The organism is Streptomyces sp. KPB2, assembly GCF_003950055.1.
GTDB lineage: Bacteria > Actinomycetota > Actinomycetes > Streptomycetales > Streptomycetaceae > Streptomyces > Streptomyces salinarius.
Map to the genome: position 1 here is coordinate 4,191,181 of NZ_CP034353.1, position 18,659 is coordinate 4,209,839.

Genomic DNA, 18,659 nt, shown 5'->3' on the forward strand with positions numbered 1-18,659 from the left:
CCGGGGCCACTTCAGGCTCGGGGAGGGCCTGCTCTGTGCCGTAACGGAAGAGACAAGATCGCGCATGAGGTGATCTACGGGCCTACTCTGCCTGACATGGGCGGGATTGATATGGCCAATGGCGTCGTCGGCGCGGTGCTGGGGATGTTGTTCGCGGTGCTCTTCCAACAACCGTTACAGAACAGCTGGCACAAACTGCGCACTCGTTCGACGAGAGCGGTGCGCAGCCTGAGGCAGAGGGAGGAGTCCAGCCCCGCCTGGAGGACCTTCTCCCTGGGCCCCCTCCATACCTCCGCGCTGGTCGTGGAGGGAGACGGTGAGTCGTCGATACCCGCCGAGGCCATTTACATCCACGTGCTCGACGAGGAGATCGAGCTGCCCCCGGACATGGTCGGTTGGCGCGCTGAAATCGAGGTTGAGAGCGAACGCCTGCGTGCGGAGGGACGAACGCCGTTGTGGAACGGTCCTCGCTACGCGGTCGAATCGTTCGATGTCTCCCGCACCGCCCTCGACGAACGGCCCGAAGTTCATCTGCGGCTGCGCCCGACCGACTACTACACGTTTCTTGCGGCTCAGCAGCTCGATCGCCGACTGTCCGACGGCACGACTCCTCGGTCCTGCTATCTTGCCCCGGACGATCCGCTGCAGGCACCCGCGTTTCTGCAGTGCAGTTTCGCCACCAATGTCGCGGTGGTGACCGCCGACGACATGTTGGTCGTCAGCCAGCGCAGCGACCGGGTCCGTATGGCGCCGGGGGTCTGGAACTCCTCCGTGAACGAGGGCTTGTCACGGCACATCGACTCATCCGGCCGCAGTGCCCCCGACCTGTATGCCGTAGCCCGGCGCGGCATACGGGAGGAACTCTCCATCGAGCCGAACGAGTACTCACTCGAACTGCTCGCCTTTGTACTGGACATTGACAAGCGCCACTGGAGTGCTCACTTCTACGCCAGGCTGAAGGAACTGACCCGCGAAGGTATGCAGGAACGGATGAGCAGAGGCGTCGCGGACAGATGGGAACATCAGACCATCGACTACGTGCCCTTCCGCCCTGCAGCAGTGGTCAAGTACATGCTGCGTGCGGATCGGATCCATCGCTGGGCTCCACTTGCGCCGGCGCTCTTCCATCTCGCATTGGTTCACGTCTACAGCCGTACAACGGTCGAAAGGGCGGGAGCGCAGATAGTTCGGCGCATGTAGCAGCCCTGCCGATCGCGGACTGAACGCCCGGGCGCGGGGAGGGGACAGGCCGCAGGGTCGGCCCTCTCCCCGCCGAGCGGCCCTGCTCGGCAGACTGGGCGCATGACAGCCACCTCACTGAGCAAGGGTGCCAACGTCGCCGTCGACTCCCCCGCGGTCCGCGTCGAACTCGTGTGGTCCGCCGGAGCGGGCGTCCCCGAGGTCGACGCCTCCGCGCTGCTGCTCACCTCGGCCGGGCGGGTGCGGGACGACGGTGACTTCGTCTTCTACAACCAGCCCGGGCACAGCTCCGGCGCGGTGCGGCACCTGGGCAAGCCGGGTGGGCCCGGGGCGGACGCGGGCGTCACGAGCGATGCCGTCGAGGTGGACCTGGGGGCGGTTGAGACGGCCGTAGAGCGCATCGTCCTGTGCGCCTCGGCGGACGGCGGGACGTTCGGCCGGGTCCCCGGGCTGTCGCTGCGGGTGCTGGACACCGCGACCGCAACCGAACTGGCCCGGTTCGACATCACGGCCGGTCCGGAGACCGCGCTGGTCGCCGGTGAGCTGTACCGGCGCCAGGGCAAGTGGAAGTTCCGCGCGGTCGGACAGGGATACGCCGCCGGACTCGCGGGGCTGGCCACGGACTTCGGCATCACTGTGGACGACGCTGCCCCGACGGCCGCTCCCGCCACGGCCCCCCGCGCACCGTCGGCACCGGCTTCCCCGACGCCCACGGCTCCCGTACCACCGCCGGTCCCCTCCGTACCTCCGGTCCCGCCGAGTGCGGCGCCGGCCGCCACCGGGCCCCGTCTCACCAAGGGCGAGGAACGCCTGCCCGTGGACATGCGCAAGCGGCTGTCCCTGCGCAAGGAGCAGGTCGCGGTCAGCCTGAGCAAGCACGGGGCGGCCGGGGTCACCGCGCGCGTCGTCCTCGTACTGGACGCCTCCGGGTCCATGTCCTTCCTCTACTCGAAGGGCGTCGTCGCGGACGTCGTGGAGCGGATGGCCGCCGTGGCCGCGCAGTTGGACGACGACGGCGAGATGCAGGCGTGGACCTTCGCCTCCAACCCGGCGCGCCTGCCCGACCTGCGCCTCGGTGAGCTGCCCGAATGGTTGCGGCTGCACGTACGCGTGGGGGAGATCAGCCTGTTCCGGCGGGGCCGGAAGAAGGGCCTTCACCCCGAGCAGGTCGACATGCGGGCGGTCGGCATCCAGAACGAGGAGCAGAAGGTGATCGCCGAGGTCCGCGCCTTCGTCCGGGAGCACCCGGCGCCGGTCCCGACCCTGGTGCTGTTCTTCTCCGACGGCGGTGTCTACCGCAACGCCGAGATCGAGCGGGAGCTGCGGGAGGCCGTGGAGGAACCGGTCTTCTGGCAGTTCGTGGGGCTCGGACGCTCCGACTACGGCGTGCTGGAGCGGTTCGACACCCTGCCGGGCCGGCGCGTCGACAACGTCGGCTTCTTCGCCGTCGACGACATCGGCACCGTACCGGACCCGGAGCTGTACGACCGTCTGCTGTCCGAGTTCCCGTCCTGGATCACTGCCGCCGGCCGGGCGGGCATCCTCTGAGCCGCTGCCCGCCCGTGCCGGTGGCTACTCGGGCCGGTGCTCCGGGCCCCCGAAGTCCGGGCTGCTGTAGTCCGGGCTCGAGTAGCTCGGACGCGAACCCGGGTCGGAGCCGCCGTCGGGGCTGGTGAAGCCGGGACGGCCGTAGCCGAGGTGCGGCATGCGGCCGTTGCCCGGGGCCGCCGGTCCCGCGCGGTGCAGTGCCGCCGTGCCGGGTTCGCCGAGCGCGTCCCGCAGGAAGGGCAGGATGCCGCGTTCCAGCAGGGCCTCGTGCCAGGCTTCCCGGGCCCGGGCCACCTCCTCGTCCCGGGCGTCGTAGAAGCCGGACTCGGCGGACGGGCGGTTGCGCAGCGCCGTGAGCAGCAGTCCCACCGCGGCGACGAGGATCGCCACCGCGGTGACGGCGCCGAACACCCACCCCGTGGTGAGCATGGTCTGCGCGAAGGCCTGCTCCGGGTCGAGCATCTTCAGGATGTAGCCGACCAGCAGGAAGATCGCCGCGGCGGTACCGGCCAGGACCGGCGCCAGGACGGCGACGACGGCGACGGCCCCCGCGCCGGTCGCCTCGGCCATCTCGCCCATGGTGGCGGCGAGACCGCCAGCACCCGCGCCCTGCTCCTGGGAGCCGGACCCGCGCGAGGTGGTCGACGGGCCCGAGGGCGCGGGGTGGCGCATCTCCTCGCGGACCTTCACGTAGTGCTGGTACTCGGTGGTGGCCGCCGCCGTGATGAGGGCGGTGGCGTTGAGTGCCATGGTGCGCAGCTGTTCGGAGTTGAGTCGCTGACCGACAGCGGTCAGTTCCGGGCGGTGTGGTGCGGAGCGCAGCGCCTCGTCGAGGATCCGCTCGTACTCTTGGCGGTCCTCGGTCGACAGGTACTGCGGAACGCTGTTCATGTGCATCCCCCGATGCTCCGTAGGGCTTGGGGCTCGCATGCCAACGAGCCGTCGGGCAGAAACGGAGGGGAGCCTGCTACGGATAAGCCGATGGTAGAGCGGTGACGGTGGAGGGTGACAGGGGGTTTCCAGAAATTGGGTGCCCGTTCGCGGCGACGGAGCCGCCGAAAGGCCCGCTCGGGGAACGGTCAGGAGTCCAGCGGCAGTTGCTGGACCAGCAGCTTTCCGGCCATGGTGACGCCGCCGTCCATCGCGATGGCCAGGCCGTCCGCGTAGACGTGCGGTCCCTCGACGACGGTCCGGGTGTCGTCCTCGCCGTCCTCGGAGCCGACTTCGCCCAGCAGGTAGGGGATGGGGCTGTGGCCGTGAACGATCCGGGTGCCGCCGTACGTATCCAGCAGTGAGCGCACGGCGTCGGCGCCGCCCTCGTCGCGGAAGGAGAAGCGCTTGGTGAACTTGCGGAACAGGTCCCACACCTCCTCCGCGTCGTTGCGCGTGAGCGTCTCGCGGACGGTGTCGTTGACCTCTTCGATGGAGCGGCCGTAGTCGAGGTAGGTGGTGGCGTCCGAGTGGACCAGGAGGTGGTCGTCGACCTCCTCCATGGCGTCGAGGCGGGCCATCCACTGCAGATGGTGGTCCTGCAGGCGGTCCATGTCGGTCTTCTGGCCGCCGTTCAGCAGCCAGGCGGCCTGGAAGGTGGCGGTGCCCGCGCCGGAGTTGACGGGCGTGTCGCCGAACCGCTTGGCGCCGAGCAGCAGCAGTTCGTGGTTGCCCATCAGCGCCTTGCAGTAGCCGCCGGCCGCGGCGGCCTCCGCGGACAGCCGCATCACCAGGTCGATGACGCCGATGCCGTCCGGGCCGCGGTCGGTGAAGTCGCCGAGGAACCACAGTCGGGAGGTGCCCGCGCACCACTGGCCGGCGTCGTCGACGAGGCCCTTCTCCCGCAGGGCGGCCAGCAGTTCGTCGAGGTAGCCGTGCACGTCGCCGACGACGAACAGGGGCCCTTGGCCGGTGGCCGGCTGCTGCGCCGCTACGGGCGCGGGGTCGACCGTGACCTGGACCGTGTCACCCCGACGGATGACGGGCAGGTCGCGCTGAGTGGGCGTGTAGCCCTCGGGCAGGGCTTCCTCCAGCCCCTCCTCGGAGGGCGGCGCCGACTCGCCCGTGTGCATGCCGGGGGCAGCGTACGGAGCGGCATCGTGGACGTACGCGGGTACCCGGAAGTCGCGCACCGTCGCCGTCCGCTCCACCTCGGGTCCCTGACCGGCCCCCTGAGTCATCGACCCCTCCACCATCGCGCCGCATCTGCACCGCTTCGGACTGCCTGGTCGCAGCGGCCCGCGGTGTGTGGGCCCATCATAGGAATGCGGATCGCGCTGTGTGATGACCCAGGGGTGGTGAATCAGGACAGGACTCCGGTTCACCGCGGCATTCGCCCCGATTGGGCCTGGCTTCGCCCGTCCGTAACCAGGGTCCGGTCCTGTTCCCGCCGGGGCGGGTGTGGTGTCCTCCGCCCTGTTTCGCCGTCCCGCGCCGCCGCTTTTCCGGGTTCTTCTTTTCCGGGTTCTTCGGCGGCGTCGCCGGCCGCCGCCGATCGCGCGTGCCGTTTCCGGCCGGGACGGCGCCGCCGTCCGCCACGCCGCCGCTTCCCGGGTCACGCCTGTCGCGTGCCCGCCCTACTCGCCCTCCGGTGACCGTGGCGGGCTGACCGTCGTACGCGGTGGCCGCCGCTGCGAGGACGTGCGCACGATCAGTTCGGTCGGTATCACCTGCTCGACCGGCTGATCGGAGTGCAGCCCCTCGATCGCGTCGATGAGGACCTGGATCACCGCGGTGCCGATGCGGCGGGGTTTCAGCGACAGGGTGGTGATGGGCGGCTCGGTGCTGGCGTACACGGTGGACTCGCTGCAGCAGACCAGCAGCAGGTCCTCGGGGACGCGCAGACCGTAGCGGCGGGCGGCGGCGAGCAGGTCGGTGCCGTTCGGGTCGAACAGGCCGTAGACGGCGTCGGGCCGGTCCGGGCGGGCGAGCAGCCGGTCGGCGGCGACCGCTCCCGCGCACGGATCGTGCGCGGGGTAGGCCTCGTAGACCGGATCCTGGCCGACGCGCTCGCACCAGCGCAGGTAGGCGGTGGTCGACAGATGCGTGTACGTGTCGGTCGTGGTGCCCGTGAGCAGACCGATCCTGCGGGCGCCGGCGTCGGCGAGATGGTCCAGGATGCCGAGTACGGCCGCCTCGTGGTCGTTGTCGACCCAGGCGGTCACCGGCAGTGAACCGGCCGGCCGGCCGTCGGACACGACGGGTAAGCCCTGCCGGACCAGTTCGCTGACGACCGGATCGTGGTCGGAGGGATCGATGACGACCGTGCCGTCGAGTGCGACGTTGGACCACACGTCGTGACGGGAGGTCGCCGGGAGGATGACGAGGGCGTAGCCGCGGGCGAGCGCGGCGGACGTGGCGGCGCGCGCCATCTCGGCGAAGTACGCGAACTCGGTGAAGGTGAAAGGTTCATCCCCGTACGTCGTCACGGTCAGGCCGATCAGTCCGGACTTGCCCGTGCGGAGCGTGCGGGCGGCGGCCGAGGGCCGGTAGCCCAGCCGGTCGGCGACCTCGCGCACATGGCGCCGGGTGGCATCCGGGAGTCGGCCCTTGCCGTTGAGGGCATCGGAGACGGTAGTGATGGATACTCCGGCGGCGGCGGCCACGTCCCTGATACCCGCCCGGCCCGGCCGGCTGCCTCGACGTGAGGTTTCCGCGCGGCTCACCTGGTGCTTCCCTGCTGCTGTCATGGCGAGCCGATAGTAGGGCTCATGGGGTGGGGTAGTGCGGACGCATATGCACGCGTAGACAGTCACGTTTCTGCATGATCATTTACGGTGAACGCCATTGGAAAGCAAGGTAGTTGGGCTCGCACATCCCATTACCTGGCGTGTTGACCAGTGGGGGCCTGCGGGGTGGCGGATGTTGCGAAGAGGTCTCAACTCACCTGCACGAGGGATGCGCGCCACGGCGCGAGCCACCGGCGCGTAGATATATGTGTGGCGCGCCCCCCGAATCATGCGCCTTCGTGTGCTGGTGTCCCTGATGCCACTGTGACGGACGAGGCACGGTCGCACCCGGACGAGGTCCGGTCCCACCTATACGCAGCGGCCCCGAATCCTCATAAGGTGAGAAGTATTCGATGCCGGTGGTGGTCACGAGGAGGACTGCGGTGAGCGAGAAGAACCCCAAGCTGCGCGCCGAGCTGGAGGGGATTCCCACCTACAAGCCGGGCAAGCCCGCCGCGGCCGACGGCCCAGTGGCCTACAAGCTGTCCTCCAACGAGAACCCCTATCCGCCCCTGCCCGGAGTGATGGAGACGGTGACGGCGGCCGCCGCCTCCTTCAACCGGTACCCGGACATGGCCTGCACCTCGCTGATGGCCGAGCTGTCGGACCGCTTCGGTGTGCCCCTCTCCCACCTGGCCACCGGCACCGGCTCGGTCGGAGTGGCCCAGCAGCTGATCCAGGCGACCTCCGGCCCCGGCGACGAGGTGATCTACGCCTGGCGCTCCTTCGAGGCGTACCCGATCATCACGCAGATCAGCGGTGCGACGTCCGTGCGGGTGCCGCTGACGCCGGGCGACGTGCACGACCTCGACGCGATGGCGGACGCGATCACCGACCGGACCCGGCTGATCTTCGTCTGCAATCCCAACAACCCGACGGGCACGGTGGTGCGGCGGGCCGAGCTGGAGCGGTTCCTGGACCGGGTGCCCAGCGACGTGCTGGTGGTCCTGGACGAGGCCTACCGCGAGTTCATCCGCGACGCCGAGGTCCCGGACGGCGTGGAGTTCTACCGTGATCGGCCGAACGTCTGCGTCCTGCGTACCTTCTCCAAGGCCTACGGCCTGGCCGGCCTGCGGGTCGGGTTCGCGATCGCCCACGAGCCGGTGGCGGCTGCGCTGCGCAAGACGGCGGTGCCCTTCGGGGTCAGCCAGATCGCGCAGGAGGCGGCGATCGCCTCGCTGCGTGCCGAGGACGAGCTGATCGGCCGGGTCGGCTCGCTGGTGTGCGAGCGCACGCGCGTGGTCGACGCGCTGCGCGCCCAGGGCTGGACGGTGCCGGAGGCCCACGCCAACTTCGTCTGGCTGCGGCTGGGGGAGCGCACGCTCGCCTTCGCCGAGGCGTGCGAGCGGGCCGGCGTGGTCGTACGGCCGTTCCCGGGTGAGGGTGTGCGGGTGACGGTCGGGGAGAGCGAGGCGAACGACATCTTCCTGAAGGTGTCGGAAGCGTTCCGCAAGGAGATCTGACGGGGCGGTGGGCGTCAGACGTCCACCGTCTCCACGCGTACCGGGTCGCCGTCGCGCACCGTCGCCAGCAGGCGGGGGTCGCCGTCGAGGCGGCCGAGGACGTTGCACGGGCTCGCGAGGCGGCACTCGTCGCCTCGCGAGATCGGCGTGGGTCCGTACGGGAGAGCCAGCGCGTCGCCGTCGGTCCAGAAGGCGACGGTTCCGGGCTCGACGACCTGCCGCGCGTCCGTTTCACGTGAAACCGACACACCTGTGTCGAAGTACACCTCCTCGCCCCAGGTGTGGGCGGAGGCGGTGAGCGGCATGGCCTTGAGAAGCGCCTGCGTGGTGGGGGTGTCCTCGAGAGTCGCGGTGAGCTGACCCGCCGGCCATGAGATGCGTATCCGTGCGTACTGCTCCTGCGTGTCCGTGGTGTTCATGCCGCGGATTCAACAAGATGTTGAAGTTCTTGCCAAGGGGTTGACGTCACAGGGGACCCCCCTTCCGGTGTCGAAAAGCAGTAGGTCATAATTGCTTGTGAATGTGAACGCGTTCACAAGCGTGTCCCGGTTGCGCCCGCGTTGGGTGTGACAAACACGCGCAAACTGCCGCTGACCACGGCGATGTGGCGATGTGAGGAGAGTGACGACGTGGACATGGCTCTGGCGCCGGAGACGCTGGCGCGATGGCAGTTCGGCATCACGACCGTCTACCACTTCCTGTTCGTCCCGCTGACGATCTCGCTGGCCGCCCTCACGGCCGGACTGCAGACCGCCTGGGTCCGCACGGAGAAGGAGAAGTACCTCAGGGCGACCAAGTTCTGGGGCAAGCTCTTCCTGATCAATATCGCGATGGGGGTCGTCACCGGCATCGTGCAGGAGTTCCAGTTCGGCATGAACTGGTCCGACTACTCGCGCTTCGTCGGCGATGTCTTCGGTGCCCCGCTGGCCTTCGAGGCGCTGATCGCGTTCTTCTTCGAGTCCACCTTCATCGGACTGTGGATCTTCGGCTGGGACAAGCTGCCCAAGAAGATCCACCTGGCCTGCATCTGGATGGTCTCGATCGGCACCCTGCTGTCGGCGTACTTCATCCTCGCGGCCAACTCCTGGATGCAGCACCCCGTCGGCTACCGCATCAACGAGGAGAAGGGCCGCGCCGAACTCACCGACTTCTGGCAGGTCCTCACCCAGAACACCACCCTCAACCAGGTCTTCCACAGCTTCTCGGCGGCCTTCCTCACCGGTGGCGCCTTCATGGTCGGCATCGCAGCCTTCCACCTGATGCGCAAGAAGCACATCCCGGTGATGCGGACCTCGCTCCGGCTCGGCCTGGTGACCCTGGCCGTCGGTGGCCTGCTCACCGCGGTCAGCGGCGACACCCTCGGCAAGGTCATGTACGAGCAGCAGCCGATGAAGATGGCCGCCGCCGAGGCCCTGTGGGACGGCGAGCAGCCGGCACCGTTCTCGGTGTTCGCCTACGGCGACGTCGACAAGGGGCACAACAAGGTCGCCCTGGAGATCCCCGGACTGCTCTCCTTCCTCGCCCACAGCGACTTCGAGTCCTACGTGCCCGGCATCAACGACACCAACAAGGCACTCCAGGAGCAGTTCGGCCCCGGTGACTACAAGCCCATCGTCCCCGTCGCCTACTGGGGCTTCCGCTGGATGATCGGCTTCGGCATGGCGTCCTTCTCCCTCGGCCTGCTGGGCCTGTGGCTGACCCGGAAGCGGTTCCTGCTGCCACCGGCCTTGCGCACCGGGGAGGACGAAGTCCCGCATCTCGTGCTGCTGAAGAAGCCGCTCGGGGCGAAGCTCTCGCGGATCTACTGGCTGCTGGCGCTGTGGACGATGGCGTTCCCCCTGATCGCCAACTCCTGGGGCTGGATCTTCACCGAGATGGGCCGGCAGCCCTGGGTCGTCTACGGCGTGATGCAGACCCGCGACGCGGTCTCCCCCGGTGTCTCCACCGCCGAGGTCATCACCTCGATGTCCGTCTTCACCCTGCTGTACGCCGTCCTGGCCGTCATCGAGGTCAAGCTCCTCGCGAAGTACGTGAAGGCGGGACCGCCCGAGCTGACCGAGGCCGACCTCAACCCGCCCACGAAGATCGGCGGCGATCTCCGTGACGCCGACAAGCCGATGGCCTTCTCGTACTAGGCCGAGGGAGCTGCACAGTCATGGAACTGCACGACGTCTGGTTCGTCCTGATCGCCGTCCTGTGGACCGGCTACTTCTTCCTGGAGGGCTTCGACTTCGGGGTAGGAGTGCTCACCAAGCTGCTCGCCCGGAACCGGGCCGAGAAGCGGGTGCTGATCAACACCATCGGCCCCGTGTGGGACGGCAACGAGGTGTGGCTGCTCACGGCCGGTGGCGCCACCTTCGCCGCCTTCCCCGAGTGGTACGCCACGCTCTTCTCCGGGTTCTACCTCCCCTTGCTGGTCATCCTGGTCTGCCTGATCGTCCGGGGCGTCGCCTTCGAGTACCGCGTCAAGCGGCCCGAGGAGAACTGGCAGCGCAACTGGGAGACGGCGATCTTCTGGACCTCGCTGATCCCCGCCTTCCTGTGGGGCGTGGCCTTCGGCAACATCGTCCACGGCGTGGAGATCGACCGGGACCTGGAGTACGTCGGCTCGGTCTGGGACCTGCTCAACCCGTACGCCCTCCTGGGCGGCCTGGTGACGCTGACGCTGTTCACCTTCCACGGGACGGTGTTCACCGCGCTCAAGACCGTCGGTGAGATCCGTGAGCGGGCGCGGACCCTGGCGCTGCGCGTCGGCCTGGTCACGGCCGTGCTGGCCCTGGCCTTCCTGCTCTGGACGCAGGCCGACAGCGGGGACGCCAAGAGCCTGGTCGCCCTGGTGGTGGCCGTCGCCGCCCTGGTCGCCGCGCTGATGGCGAACCAGGCCGGGCGCGAGGGCTGGTCGTTCGCCCTGTCCGGCGTCACCATCGTGGCCGCCGTGGCGATGCTCTTCCTGACGCTCTTTCCGAACGTCATGCCGTCCACGCTGAACGCGGACTGGAGCCTCACCGTCACCAACGCCTCGTCCAGCGCCTACACGCTGAAGATCATGACCTGGCTGGCCGTGATCGCCACGCCGGTCGTTCTGCTCTACCAGGGCTGGACGTACTGGGTGTTCCGCAAGCGCATCGGTACCCAGCACCTCGCCGACGCCGCGCACTGAGTCCAACGGGATGCGGTGTCACTGCGTTTCACGTGAAACACGGTGACACCGCAACCCCAGGGCAGGAAGGCCTGTTTCACGTGAAACCCATCGATCCACGTCTTCTGCGCTACGCCCGTGCGACCCGGTTCTTCCTGGCAGCGGTCGTCGCTCTGGGGGCCGTCGGGGCCGGCTTGCTCGTCGCGCAGGCGATGCTCATCGCCGAGGTGGTGGTCGGCGCCTTCCAGCACGGCACGACGGCCGCCGGACTCCGTACCCCCCTCCTGCTGTTGGTGGCCGTCGCCTGCGGACGGGCGCTGGTCGGCTGGCTCACCGAACTGGCCGCACACCGGGCGAGTGCCGCGGTGAAGTCGGAGCTGCGGGGCCGGCTGCTGGAACGGGCCACCGCGCTCGGCCCAGGCTGGCTGAGCGGCCAGCGGACCGGATCGCTGGTCGCGCTCGCCACCCGGGGCGTCGACGCCCTCGACGACTACTTCTCGCGCTATCTGCCGCAGCTCGGCCTCGCAGTGGTCGTGCCGGTGGCAGTGCTGGCCCGCATCGTCACCGAGGACTGGGTCTCGGCGGCCATCATCGTCGGCACCCTACCCCTCATCCCGATCTTCATGATGCTGATCGGCTGGGCCACCCAATCCCGGATGGACCGCCAGTGGCGGCTGCTGTCGAGGCTGTCCGGACACTTCCTGGACGTGGTCGCGGGGCTGCCGACGCTGAAGGTCTTCGGCCGGGCCAAGGCACAGGCGGAGTCGATCAAACGCATCACCGGCGAGTACCGCCGGGCGACCATGCGGACGCTGCGGATCGCCTTCCTGTCGTCCTTCGCGCTGGAACTGCTCGCCACGCTGTCCGTGGCGCTCGTCGCCGTCACCATCGGCATGCGCCTGGTCCACGGGGACATGGCGCTGTACGACGGCCTGGTCGTGCTCGTCCTCGCACCCGAGGCCTATCTGCCCTTGCGGCAGGTGGGAGCGCAGTACCACGCGGCGGCCGAGGGCCTCGCCGCCGCCGAGGACATCTTCGAGGTGCTGGAGCGTCCCGTACCGGCGTCGGGCACCGGCCGGGTGCCGGTGGACGGTGCCCTGGCCTTCGAAGACGTGACGGTCCGCTACCCGGAACGCACCGCGGACGCGGTCACGGACGTCACCTTCACCGTGGAACCCGGAGAGACGGTGGCGCTCGTCGGCCCCAGCGGGGCGGGCAAGTCGACGCTCCTGAACGCCCTCCTCGGCTTCGTGCCCCCGACCGGCGGACGGGTCCGGATCGGCGGGGCCGACCTCGCCTCCCTCGACATGGCCGAGTGGCACGCCCGGGTCGCCTGGGTGCCGCAGCATCCGCACCTGTACGCCGGCACCATCGCGGAGAACGTACGGCTGGCCCGGCCCGACGCCGACGACACCGCCGTACGGCAGGCGCTGCGGGACGCGGGAGCCCTGGAGTTCGTGGACGCGCTCCCCAAGGGCACGGCGACGCTCCTCGGGGAGGACGGAACCGGTCTGTCCGCCGGACAGCGGCAGCGGCTCGCGCTGGCCCGGGCATTCCTCGCGGACCGGCCGGTGCTGCTGCTCGACGAGCCGACGGCGGCCCTGGACGGGGCCACCGAGGCCGAGGTCGTGGACGCCGTGCGCAGGCTGGCGCAGGGGCGAACGGTCCTGCTCGTGGTGCATCGGCCGGCACTGCTGGAGGTGGCCGACCGGGTGGTGCGGCTGGAGGCGCCGGCCGTCGTCGCCGCCGAGGACATCGGCGGGCTGCCGGCCGCCGCGCGGGGAAGCACGCGCCTGCCCGCCCCGGACGCCTTCGACGAGCCGGTCGCCGAGTCCCCTCGGCGCACCGAGCGTGCTCCAGGGGCCCGGGGAGGCGTGCTGTCCAGGGTCCGCGCCATGTCCGGGGCCCGCAGCGGTCGGCTGGGACTCGCGCTGCTGCTCGGCACTCTGGCCCTCGGCAGCGCCGTCGGCCTGATGGCGACCTCCGGGTACCTCATCTCGCGCGCCTCCGAGCAGCCGCCGGTGCTGTACCTGATGGTGGCCGTGACGGCGACGCGTGCCTTCGGCATCGGACGGGCCGTGTTCCGCTACGCGGAGCGGCTCGTGTCGCACGACGCCGTGCTGCGGATGCTGGCCGACACACGGGTCGCCGTCTACCGCAGGCTGGAGCGGCTGGCCCCCGCGGGGCTGCGCCGCAGCCGCCGGGGCGACCTGTTGTCCCGGCTCGTCGCCGATGTCGACACCCTGCAGGACTACTGGCTGCGCTGGCTGCTGCCCGCCGGTGGCGCGCTGATCGTCTCCGCCGCGTCGGTGGGCTTCACGGCCTGGCTGCTGCCGGAGGCGGGTGCCGTGCTCGCGGTCGGCCTGCTCGCGGCCGGTGCCGGTGTCCCGCTGGTCACCGCCGCCGTGGCACGGCGCGCCGAGCGCAGGCTCGCCCCTGCCAAGGGCGTACTCGCCACCCGGGTGACCGACCTGCTCACTGGCACCGCCGAGCTGACCGTCGCCGGTGCCCTGCCCGGGCGTGCCGCCGAGGCGCGGCGGGCCGACGGCACCCTCACCCGGATCGCCTCGCGGGCCGCCACCGCCACCGCGCTGGGCGACGGACTCACGGCGCTCGTCTCCGGTCTGACGGTCGCGGGCGCCGCCCTCGTCGGGGTCCAGGCGGTCGCCGACGGCCGGCTCGCCGGGGTGGCTCTGGCCGTCGTCGTCCTGACCCCGCTGGCCGCCTTCGAGGCCGTACTCGGCCTGCCGCTCGCCGTGCAGTACCGGCAGCGCGTGCTCCGGAGCGCCGAGCGCGTGCACGAGGTGCTCGATGCCCCGGAGCCGGTGCGGGAGCCGGAGACACCCCGGCAGGCGCCCACCTCGCCGTTCCCGCTGGTCCTCAAGGGACTGTCCGCGCGTCACGCCGGGCAGGACAGGGACGCGCTGGCGGAGCTGGACCTGACACTGGCGGAGGGCCGCCGTGTCGCCGTGGTCGGACCGTCCGGGTCCGGCAAGACGACCCTGGCCCAGGTCCTGCTGCGCTTCCTCGACGCGGACGCCGGCTCCTACACGCTGGCCGGTGTCGACGCCTACGCCCTGGCCGGCGACGCCGTGCGGCGGCGCGTCGGACTGTGCGCCCAGGACGCGCACCTCTTCGACAGCTCGGTCCGCGAGAACCTGCTCCTGGCCAGGAAGGACGCCACCGAGGGCGAGCTGCGCGACGCGCTGGCGCGGGCCCGGCTGCTGGAGTGGGCCGACAGCCTGCCCGACGGCCTGGACACGCTGGTCGGTGAGCACGGGGCCCGGCTGTCCGGTGGTCAGCGCCAGCGGCTGGCCCTGGCCCGGGTGCTGCTCGCCGACTTCCCCGTCCTGGTGCTGGACGAGCCCGCCGAACACCTCGATCTGCCGACCGCCGACGCGCTCACCGCCGATCTGCTGGCGGCGACCGAGGGCCGTACGACCCTGCTGATCACGCACCGGCTGGCGGGACTGCGGGCCGTGGACGAGGTGATCGTCCTGGACCGGGGCCGGGTCGTGCAGCGGGGCAGCTACGCGGAGCTGGCGGCCGTTCCGGGACCGCTGCGGGAGATGGCCGGGCGGGAGGCGGCGGCGGAGCTGCTCGTGGCGGCGCGCTGACCGGCCGAGCCGACCCGGCCACGGTTCCTGCCACGGTTTCGGAAAGAAATCCTGGAATCCGACTTTCCCGAACAAAAAGGTCTCATTAGGCTCGGGGCATGCCCCCAGCACCGCCTCCCGGCTCGCTGCCGTCCCGCCCGGAGGCCTCGGCCGAACTCCTGGCCCGGGTGCCGAAACTGTTGGACGCGATGCGGTCCGTCGGCAGCGGCCTGGAGCTGCACACCACGCTCCACCGGATCTGCGAGACGGCCGCCGACCTGGCACACGCCCGGTACGCGGCCATCGGCGTCGTCGACGAGGACGGCGACGGCCTCGCCGACTTCGTGCACCACGGCCTCGACGACGTGACCGCCCGGCGCATCGGCCACCGCCCGGAGGACCGAAAGAGCCTGCTCGGCGCGCTGATCAGGGGCCCCGAACCGGTCCGGCCGACCGACGTGTCCGAGGACCGGCGTTCCCGCGGCCTGCCCGAGCACCTCCCGCCGACGCGCGGCTTCCTGGGAGTCCCCATCCGCGTGCAGGGCGAGATCTTCGGCCACCTCTACCTGACCGACAAACACGCGGGCGAGCCCTTCGACGACCACGACCTCGCCATGGTCCGGGTGCTGGCCGCCGAGGCCGGAATCGCCATAGGCAACGCGCGACTGCACGAAGCCGCTCAGCAGCGGGAGCGCTGGATCGACGGGTCGGTCGCCGTCACCACCGCCCTGCTCGCGGGCGGTGACACCGACGATGCCCTGCAGATCGTCGCCGAGCAGGCCCGCCGCCTGTCCGGGGCTGCCGCCGGGTTCGTACTGCTGCCGGCCGACGGGGGCGGCCTGGAGATCGTGGCCGTCGACGCACCGCACCCCACGAACGCCCTCGGCACCGTCCTCCCGCCGGAGAACGGCATCGTGGCGGAACTGCTCGCCGGACGGCCCGCGTTCGTGGACGACGCCGCCACTGACCCCCGCCTGGAGGCCGGGCCGGCGCGCTCCTACGGGCCGGTCATGCTGGTGCCGCTGTGCCGGGACGGGAAGGTGCTGGGGGGCCTAGCCCTGCCCCGGTCCCGGGGGGACCGCCCGTTCACCCGGACGGAGCGTGCGCTCGGCGAGCGGTTCGCCTCACAGGCGGCGCTGGCGCTCACGATGGCCGAGGCCCAGCGCGACCGGGAACGGCTCGCCGTGTACGAGGACCGCGACCGGATCGCCCGGGACCTGCACGATCTCGTCATCCAGCGGCTGTTCGCCACGGGGATGATGCTGGAGAGCGCCCAGCGCAGGTCGGCCGTGCCGGAAGTGCGCGACGGGGTCGGCGGGGCCGTCGAGGAACTCGACGTCACCATCCAGGAGATCCGGTCGGCGATCTTCGCGCTCCAGCAGCCGGCCGAGGCGCCCGCAGGACTGCGCACCCGTGTACTGCGGGAGATCACCATGGCCGCCGCACCGCTGGGCTTCACGCCGGCGCACCGGTTCGTCGGCCCGGTCGACACCGCTGTCGGCGACCTGACCGCCAAGAACCTCATCGCCGCGCTGCGCGAAACCCTGTCCAACGCCTTCCGGCACGCCCACGCAAGCCGGATCGAGGTGGTCGTGGACGCGTCGGTGACCCTGCGGGACGGCGGGCCGGGCGTGCGGCTGACCGTCGCGGACGACGGGGTCGGCATTCCGGAGGGCGGCCGGCGCAGCGGCCTGCGCAATCTGGAGCGCCGAGCCGAGGCCGTGGGCGGCACCAGTCGGCTCGGGCCGGGCATCGGGGCGGACGGCACCGGTACGACGGTGCTGTGGGAAGCGCCGTACTGAGGGAAGCGCCGTACTGAGTGAGGCCGACGCCGTGTTGCCCCATGTGCAGCAGCGGCACTGATCCGTGTGCAGCAACGGGTCCCCCACTCGTACGACCCGAACGAGACCTCGCGCCCTCCGCCGGTCCACGATCGCTGACATGCGCTCATCCCGCCGACGCCCGCTGCTCGTTCCGGTGCTGTTGTGCGCACTCGCGCTGCTCGCGGCCCGCCCCACCGACGGCACGGACGCGGACGGCGGATCCGGTACCGCCCTCGGCCCGCAGGTGGCACGCCTGTACCAGGACGCGGCGACGGCCACGCGCCAGTACGAGGACGGGCGGCGCGCGGCTGAGACCCAACGCGCGAAGGCCCTGGAGTACGAGCGGCTGCTCGACGCGCAGCGGCAGAAGACCGACGCCATGCGCGAGGACCTCGGCCGCATCGCCCGTGCCCAGTACCGCGACGGCGGTGGGCTGCCGCTCACGGCGCGGATGCTGCTCGCCGAGAACCCCGACGAGCTGATGCGCGGTCAGCGGGCCGTGTCCCGCGCGAATCAGGCCGTCGACCGGGCCATCGGCGAGAACCTGCGGGCCGAGACACGGCTCGCCGCCGACGAGGCCAAGGCAGAGGCGGCATGGCAGGCGCTGGACAAGCGCAACGCCGAACTGGCGCGGCTGAAGAAGAAGATCGAGGGCAAGCTGGAGGCGGCGCGGTCACAGCTGGAGGGACAGGCGGACTCCTCCGTCGCGGCCGGCTCGTGCCCCGGCGCGGTCCGTCTCGACCAGCCGGACCTGCCCGCAGGCCCGGCCTGGGTGGCACCGGTCGAGACCTACGAGCTGTCCGCGTCCTTCGGCAGCGGCGGGTCGCGGTGGGCGAACCTGCACACCGGCCAGGACTTCGCGGTCCCGGTCGGGACACCGGTACGCTCGGTCGGTGCGGGGCGGGTGCTGAAAGTGTCCTGCGGCGGCGCCTTCGGCATCCACGTCGTGATCCAGCACGCGGGCGGCTACTACACGCAGTACGCCCACCTCGCCGCGGTCGCCGTCGACCAGGGCGACCGGGTCGAGGCCGGGCAGTGGATCGGCCAGTCCGGTACCACGGGCAACTCCACCGGGCCCCACCTGCACTTCGAGGTACGGGTCACCCCGGAGATGGGCTCGGCGCTCGACCCGGTGCCGTGGCTGTCGGAGCACGGCGTGCCGCTGCGGTGACGCCACCGGACGTGGGCGGGGCTCAGGGCAGCTCCGCCAGCATCCGCTCGATCACGACGGCCACCCCGTCGTCGTTGTTGGCGACCGTCCGCCCCGAGGCGGCGGCGACCACGTCGGGATGCGCGTTGCCCATCGCGTACGACCGCCCCGCCCAGGTGAGCATCTCGACGTCGTTCGGCATGTCGCCGAAGGCCACGACCTCTTCGTGCGAGATGCCGCGCTCGGCGCAGCACAGGGCGAGCGTGCTGGCCTTGGAGACGTCCGGACCGCTGATCTCCAGCAGGGCGCTGGGGCTGGACCGGGTGACGTTGGCACGGTCGCCGAGGGCGAGGCGGGCCAGCGTGAGGAAGGCGTCGGGGTCCAGCTCCGGGTGGAAGGCAAGGATCTTGAGGACGGGTTCGGCGGCGGCGCGACCGCCCGGTGCCAGGATCTCCTCGGCGGGCAGGAGGTCGTCGGGCACCTCCATGTGCAGCTTCGGATAGGCCGGCTCCTGGTGGAAGCCGTACGTCTGCTCGACGGCGTACACCGTGCCGGGCGCCGCCTGGCGCAGCAGCCGTACGGCGTCCAGCGCGTTCTCCCGCGGCAGCTCGCGGACCTTCACGAACCTGTGCTTGCCCGGGCCGCCGTGCAGGTCGACCACGGCGGCACCGTTGCCGCAGATGGCGAGGCCGTGCCCGTGTACGTGGGCGCTGACGACGTCCATCCAGCGGGCGGGACGGCCGGTGACGAAGAAGACCTCGATGCCCGCCTTCTCCGCGGCGGCCAGGGCGGCGACCGTGCGCGGGGAGACCGACTTGTCGTCGCGCAGCAGGGTGCCGTCGAGGTCGGTGGCGATGAGCCGCGGGCGGGTGGCGGCGGCCGGGGGCTCGGGCTTTCGGGTCGCTGAGGTCACCCGGTCATTGTCACGCATATGCGTGCACGCCCGTGCGAGGGTCCGCACATATGTGAGCTACGGCTCTCATGCGCGGACCTTTCTTGCACCGCCTTCTCCTGCCTGCCG

The 18,659-nt window shown here is 70.9% G+C and carries 13 protein-coding genes; 8 read left to right on the forward strand and 5 right to left on the reverse strand.

Features of this window, described 5'->3' with window-relative positions; all coding sequences use genetic code 11:
* Positions 1–96: 96 nt before the first annotated feature.
* Positions 97–1,200 (forward strand): hypothetical protein, encoded by a 1,104-nt coding sequence (locus tag D1J63_RS18620; RefSeq protein ID WP_125630105.1) that lies wholly within the window; start codon positions 97–99, stop codon positions 1,198–1,200.
* 102 nt (positions 1,201–1,302) lie between these two features.
* Complete coding sequence (locus D1J63_RS18625) at positions 1,303–2,748, forward strand: VWA domain-containing protein (protein ID WP_125630107.1); 1,446 nt, start codon at positions 1,303–1,305, stop codon at positions 2,746–2,748.
* Between the two features lie 24 nt (positions 2,749–2,772).
* Here the strand turns inward: D1J63_RS18625 and D1J63_RS18630 are convergent, their stop codons facing one another.
* The 3 genes from D1J63_RS18630 to D1J63_RS18640 form a co-directional block, all read right to left on the reverse strand.
* Positions 2,773–3,645, reverse strand: a complete 873-nt coding sequence (locus tag D1J63_RS18630) for a hypothetical protein (RefSeq protein WP_125630109.1) — start codon at positions 3,643–3,645, stop codon at positions 2,773–2,775.
* A 182-nt stretch (positions 3,646–3,827) separates the two neighbouring features.
* The gene (gene sppA / locus D1J63_RS18635) at positions 3,828–4,934 is read right to left on the reverse strand and encodes a Ser/Thr/Tyr protein phosphatase SppA (protein ID WP_125630111.1); all 1,107 of its coding nucleotides are present in this window, start codon (positions 4,932–4,934) and stop codon (positions 3,828–3,830) included.
* Positions 4,935–5,315: 381 nt separating this feature from the next.
* Complete coding sequence (locus D1J63_RS18640; protein WP_003975000.1) at positions 5,316–6,428, reverse strand: LacI family DNA-binding transcriptional regulator; 1,113 nt, start codon at positions 6,426–6,428, stop codon at positions 5,316–5,318.
* A 422-nt stretch (positions 6,429–6,850) separates the two neighbouring features.
* Here D1J63_RS18640 and hisC point away from each other — a divergent pair, with 422 nt between their 5' ends.
* The gene (gene hisC / locus D1J63_RS18645) at positions 6,851–7,930 is read left to right on the forward strand and encodes a histidinol-phosphate transaminase (RefSeq protein ID WP_125630113.1); all 1,080 of its coding nucleotides are present in this window, start codon (positions 6,851–6,853) and stop codon (positions 7,928–7,930) included.
* 14 nt (positions 7,931–7,944) lie between these two features.
* Here the strand turns inward: hisC and D1J63_RS18650 are convergent, their stop codons facing one another.
* Positions 7,945–8,349 carry a cyclophilin-like fold protein gene (locus tag D1J63_RS18650; protein WP_125630115.1) on the reverse strand — a complete coding sequence of 135 codons (405 nt, stop codon included), beginning with the start codon at positions 8,347–8,349 and terminating at the stop codon, positions 7,945–7,947.
* Between the two features lie 210 nt (positions 8,350–8,559).
* Here D1J63_RS18650 and D1J63_RS18655 point away from each other — a divergent pair, with 210 nt between their 5' ends.
* From D1J63_RS18655 to D1J63_RS18675, 5 genes are all read left to right on the forward strand, one after another.
* Positions 8,560–10,065: a cytochrome ubiquinol oxidase subunit I gene (locus tag D1J63_RS18655; protein ID WP_102932607.1), complete on the forward strand. Its 1,506-nt coding sequence runs from the start codon at positions 8,560–8,562 to the stop codon at positions 10,063–10,065.
* A 20-nt stretch (positions 10,066–10,085) separates the two neighbouring features.
* Positions 10,086–11,090 carry a cytochrome d ubiquinol oxidase subunit II gene (gene cydB, locus D1J63_RS18660; RefSeq protein WP_003974997.1) on the forward strand — a complete coding sequence of 335 codons (1,005 nt, stop codon included), beginning with the start codon at positions 10,086–10,088 and terminating at the stop codon, positions 11,088–11,090.
* An 80-nt stretch (positions 11,091–11,170) separates the two neighbouring features.
* Positions 11,171–14,686 carry a thiol reductant ABC exporter subunit CydD gene (gene cydD, locus D1J63_RS18665; RefSeq protein WP_125630117.1) on the forward strand — a complete coding sequence of 1,172 codons (3,516 nt, stop codon included), beginning with the start codon at positions 11,171–11,173 and terminating at the stop codon, positions 14,684–14,686.
* A 98-nt stretch (positions 14,687–14,784) separates the two neighbouring features.
* On the forward strand, positions 14,785–16,467 hold the full coding sequence (locus D1J63_RS18670) for a GAF domain-containing protein (RefSeq protein WP_125630119.1): 1,683 nt from the start codon (positions 14,785–14,787) through the stop codon (positions 16,465–16,467).
* A 139-nt stretch (positions 16,468–16,606) separates the two neighbouring features.
* Positions 16,607–17,659 carry a M23 family metallopeptidase gene (locus tag D1J63_RS18675; protein WP_125630121.1) on the forward strand — a complete coding sequence of 351 codons (1,053 nt, stop codon included), beginning with the start codon at positions 16,607–16,609 and terminating at the stop codon, positions 17,657–17,659.
* A 22-nt stretch (positions 17,660–17,681) separates the two neighbouring features.
* Here the strand turns inward: D1J63_RS18675 and D1J63_RS18680 are convergent, their stop codons facing one another.
* Entirely contained in the window at positions 17,682–18,569 is an 888-nt protein-coding gene (locus tag D1J63_RS18680) for an HAD family hydrolase (protein ID WP_164712881.1), read from the reverse strand.
* Positions 18,570–18,659 lie beyond the last annotated feature (90 nt).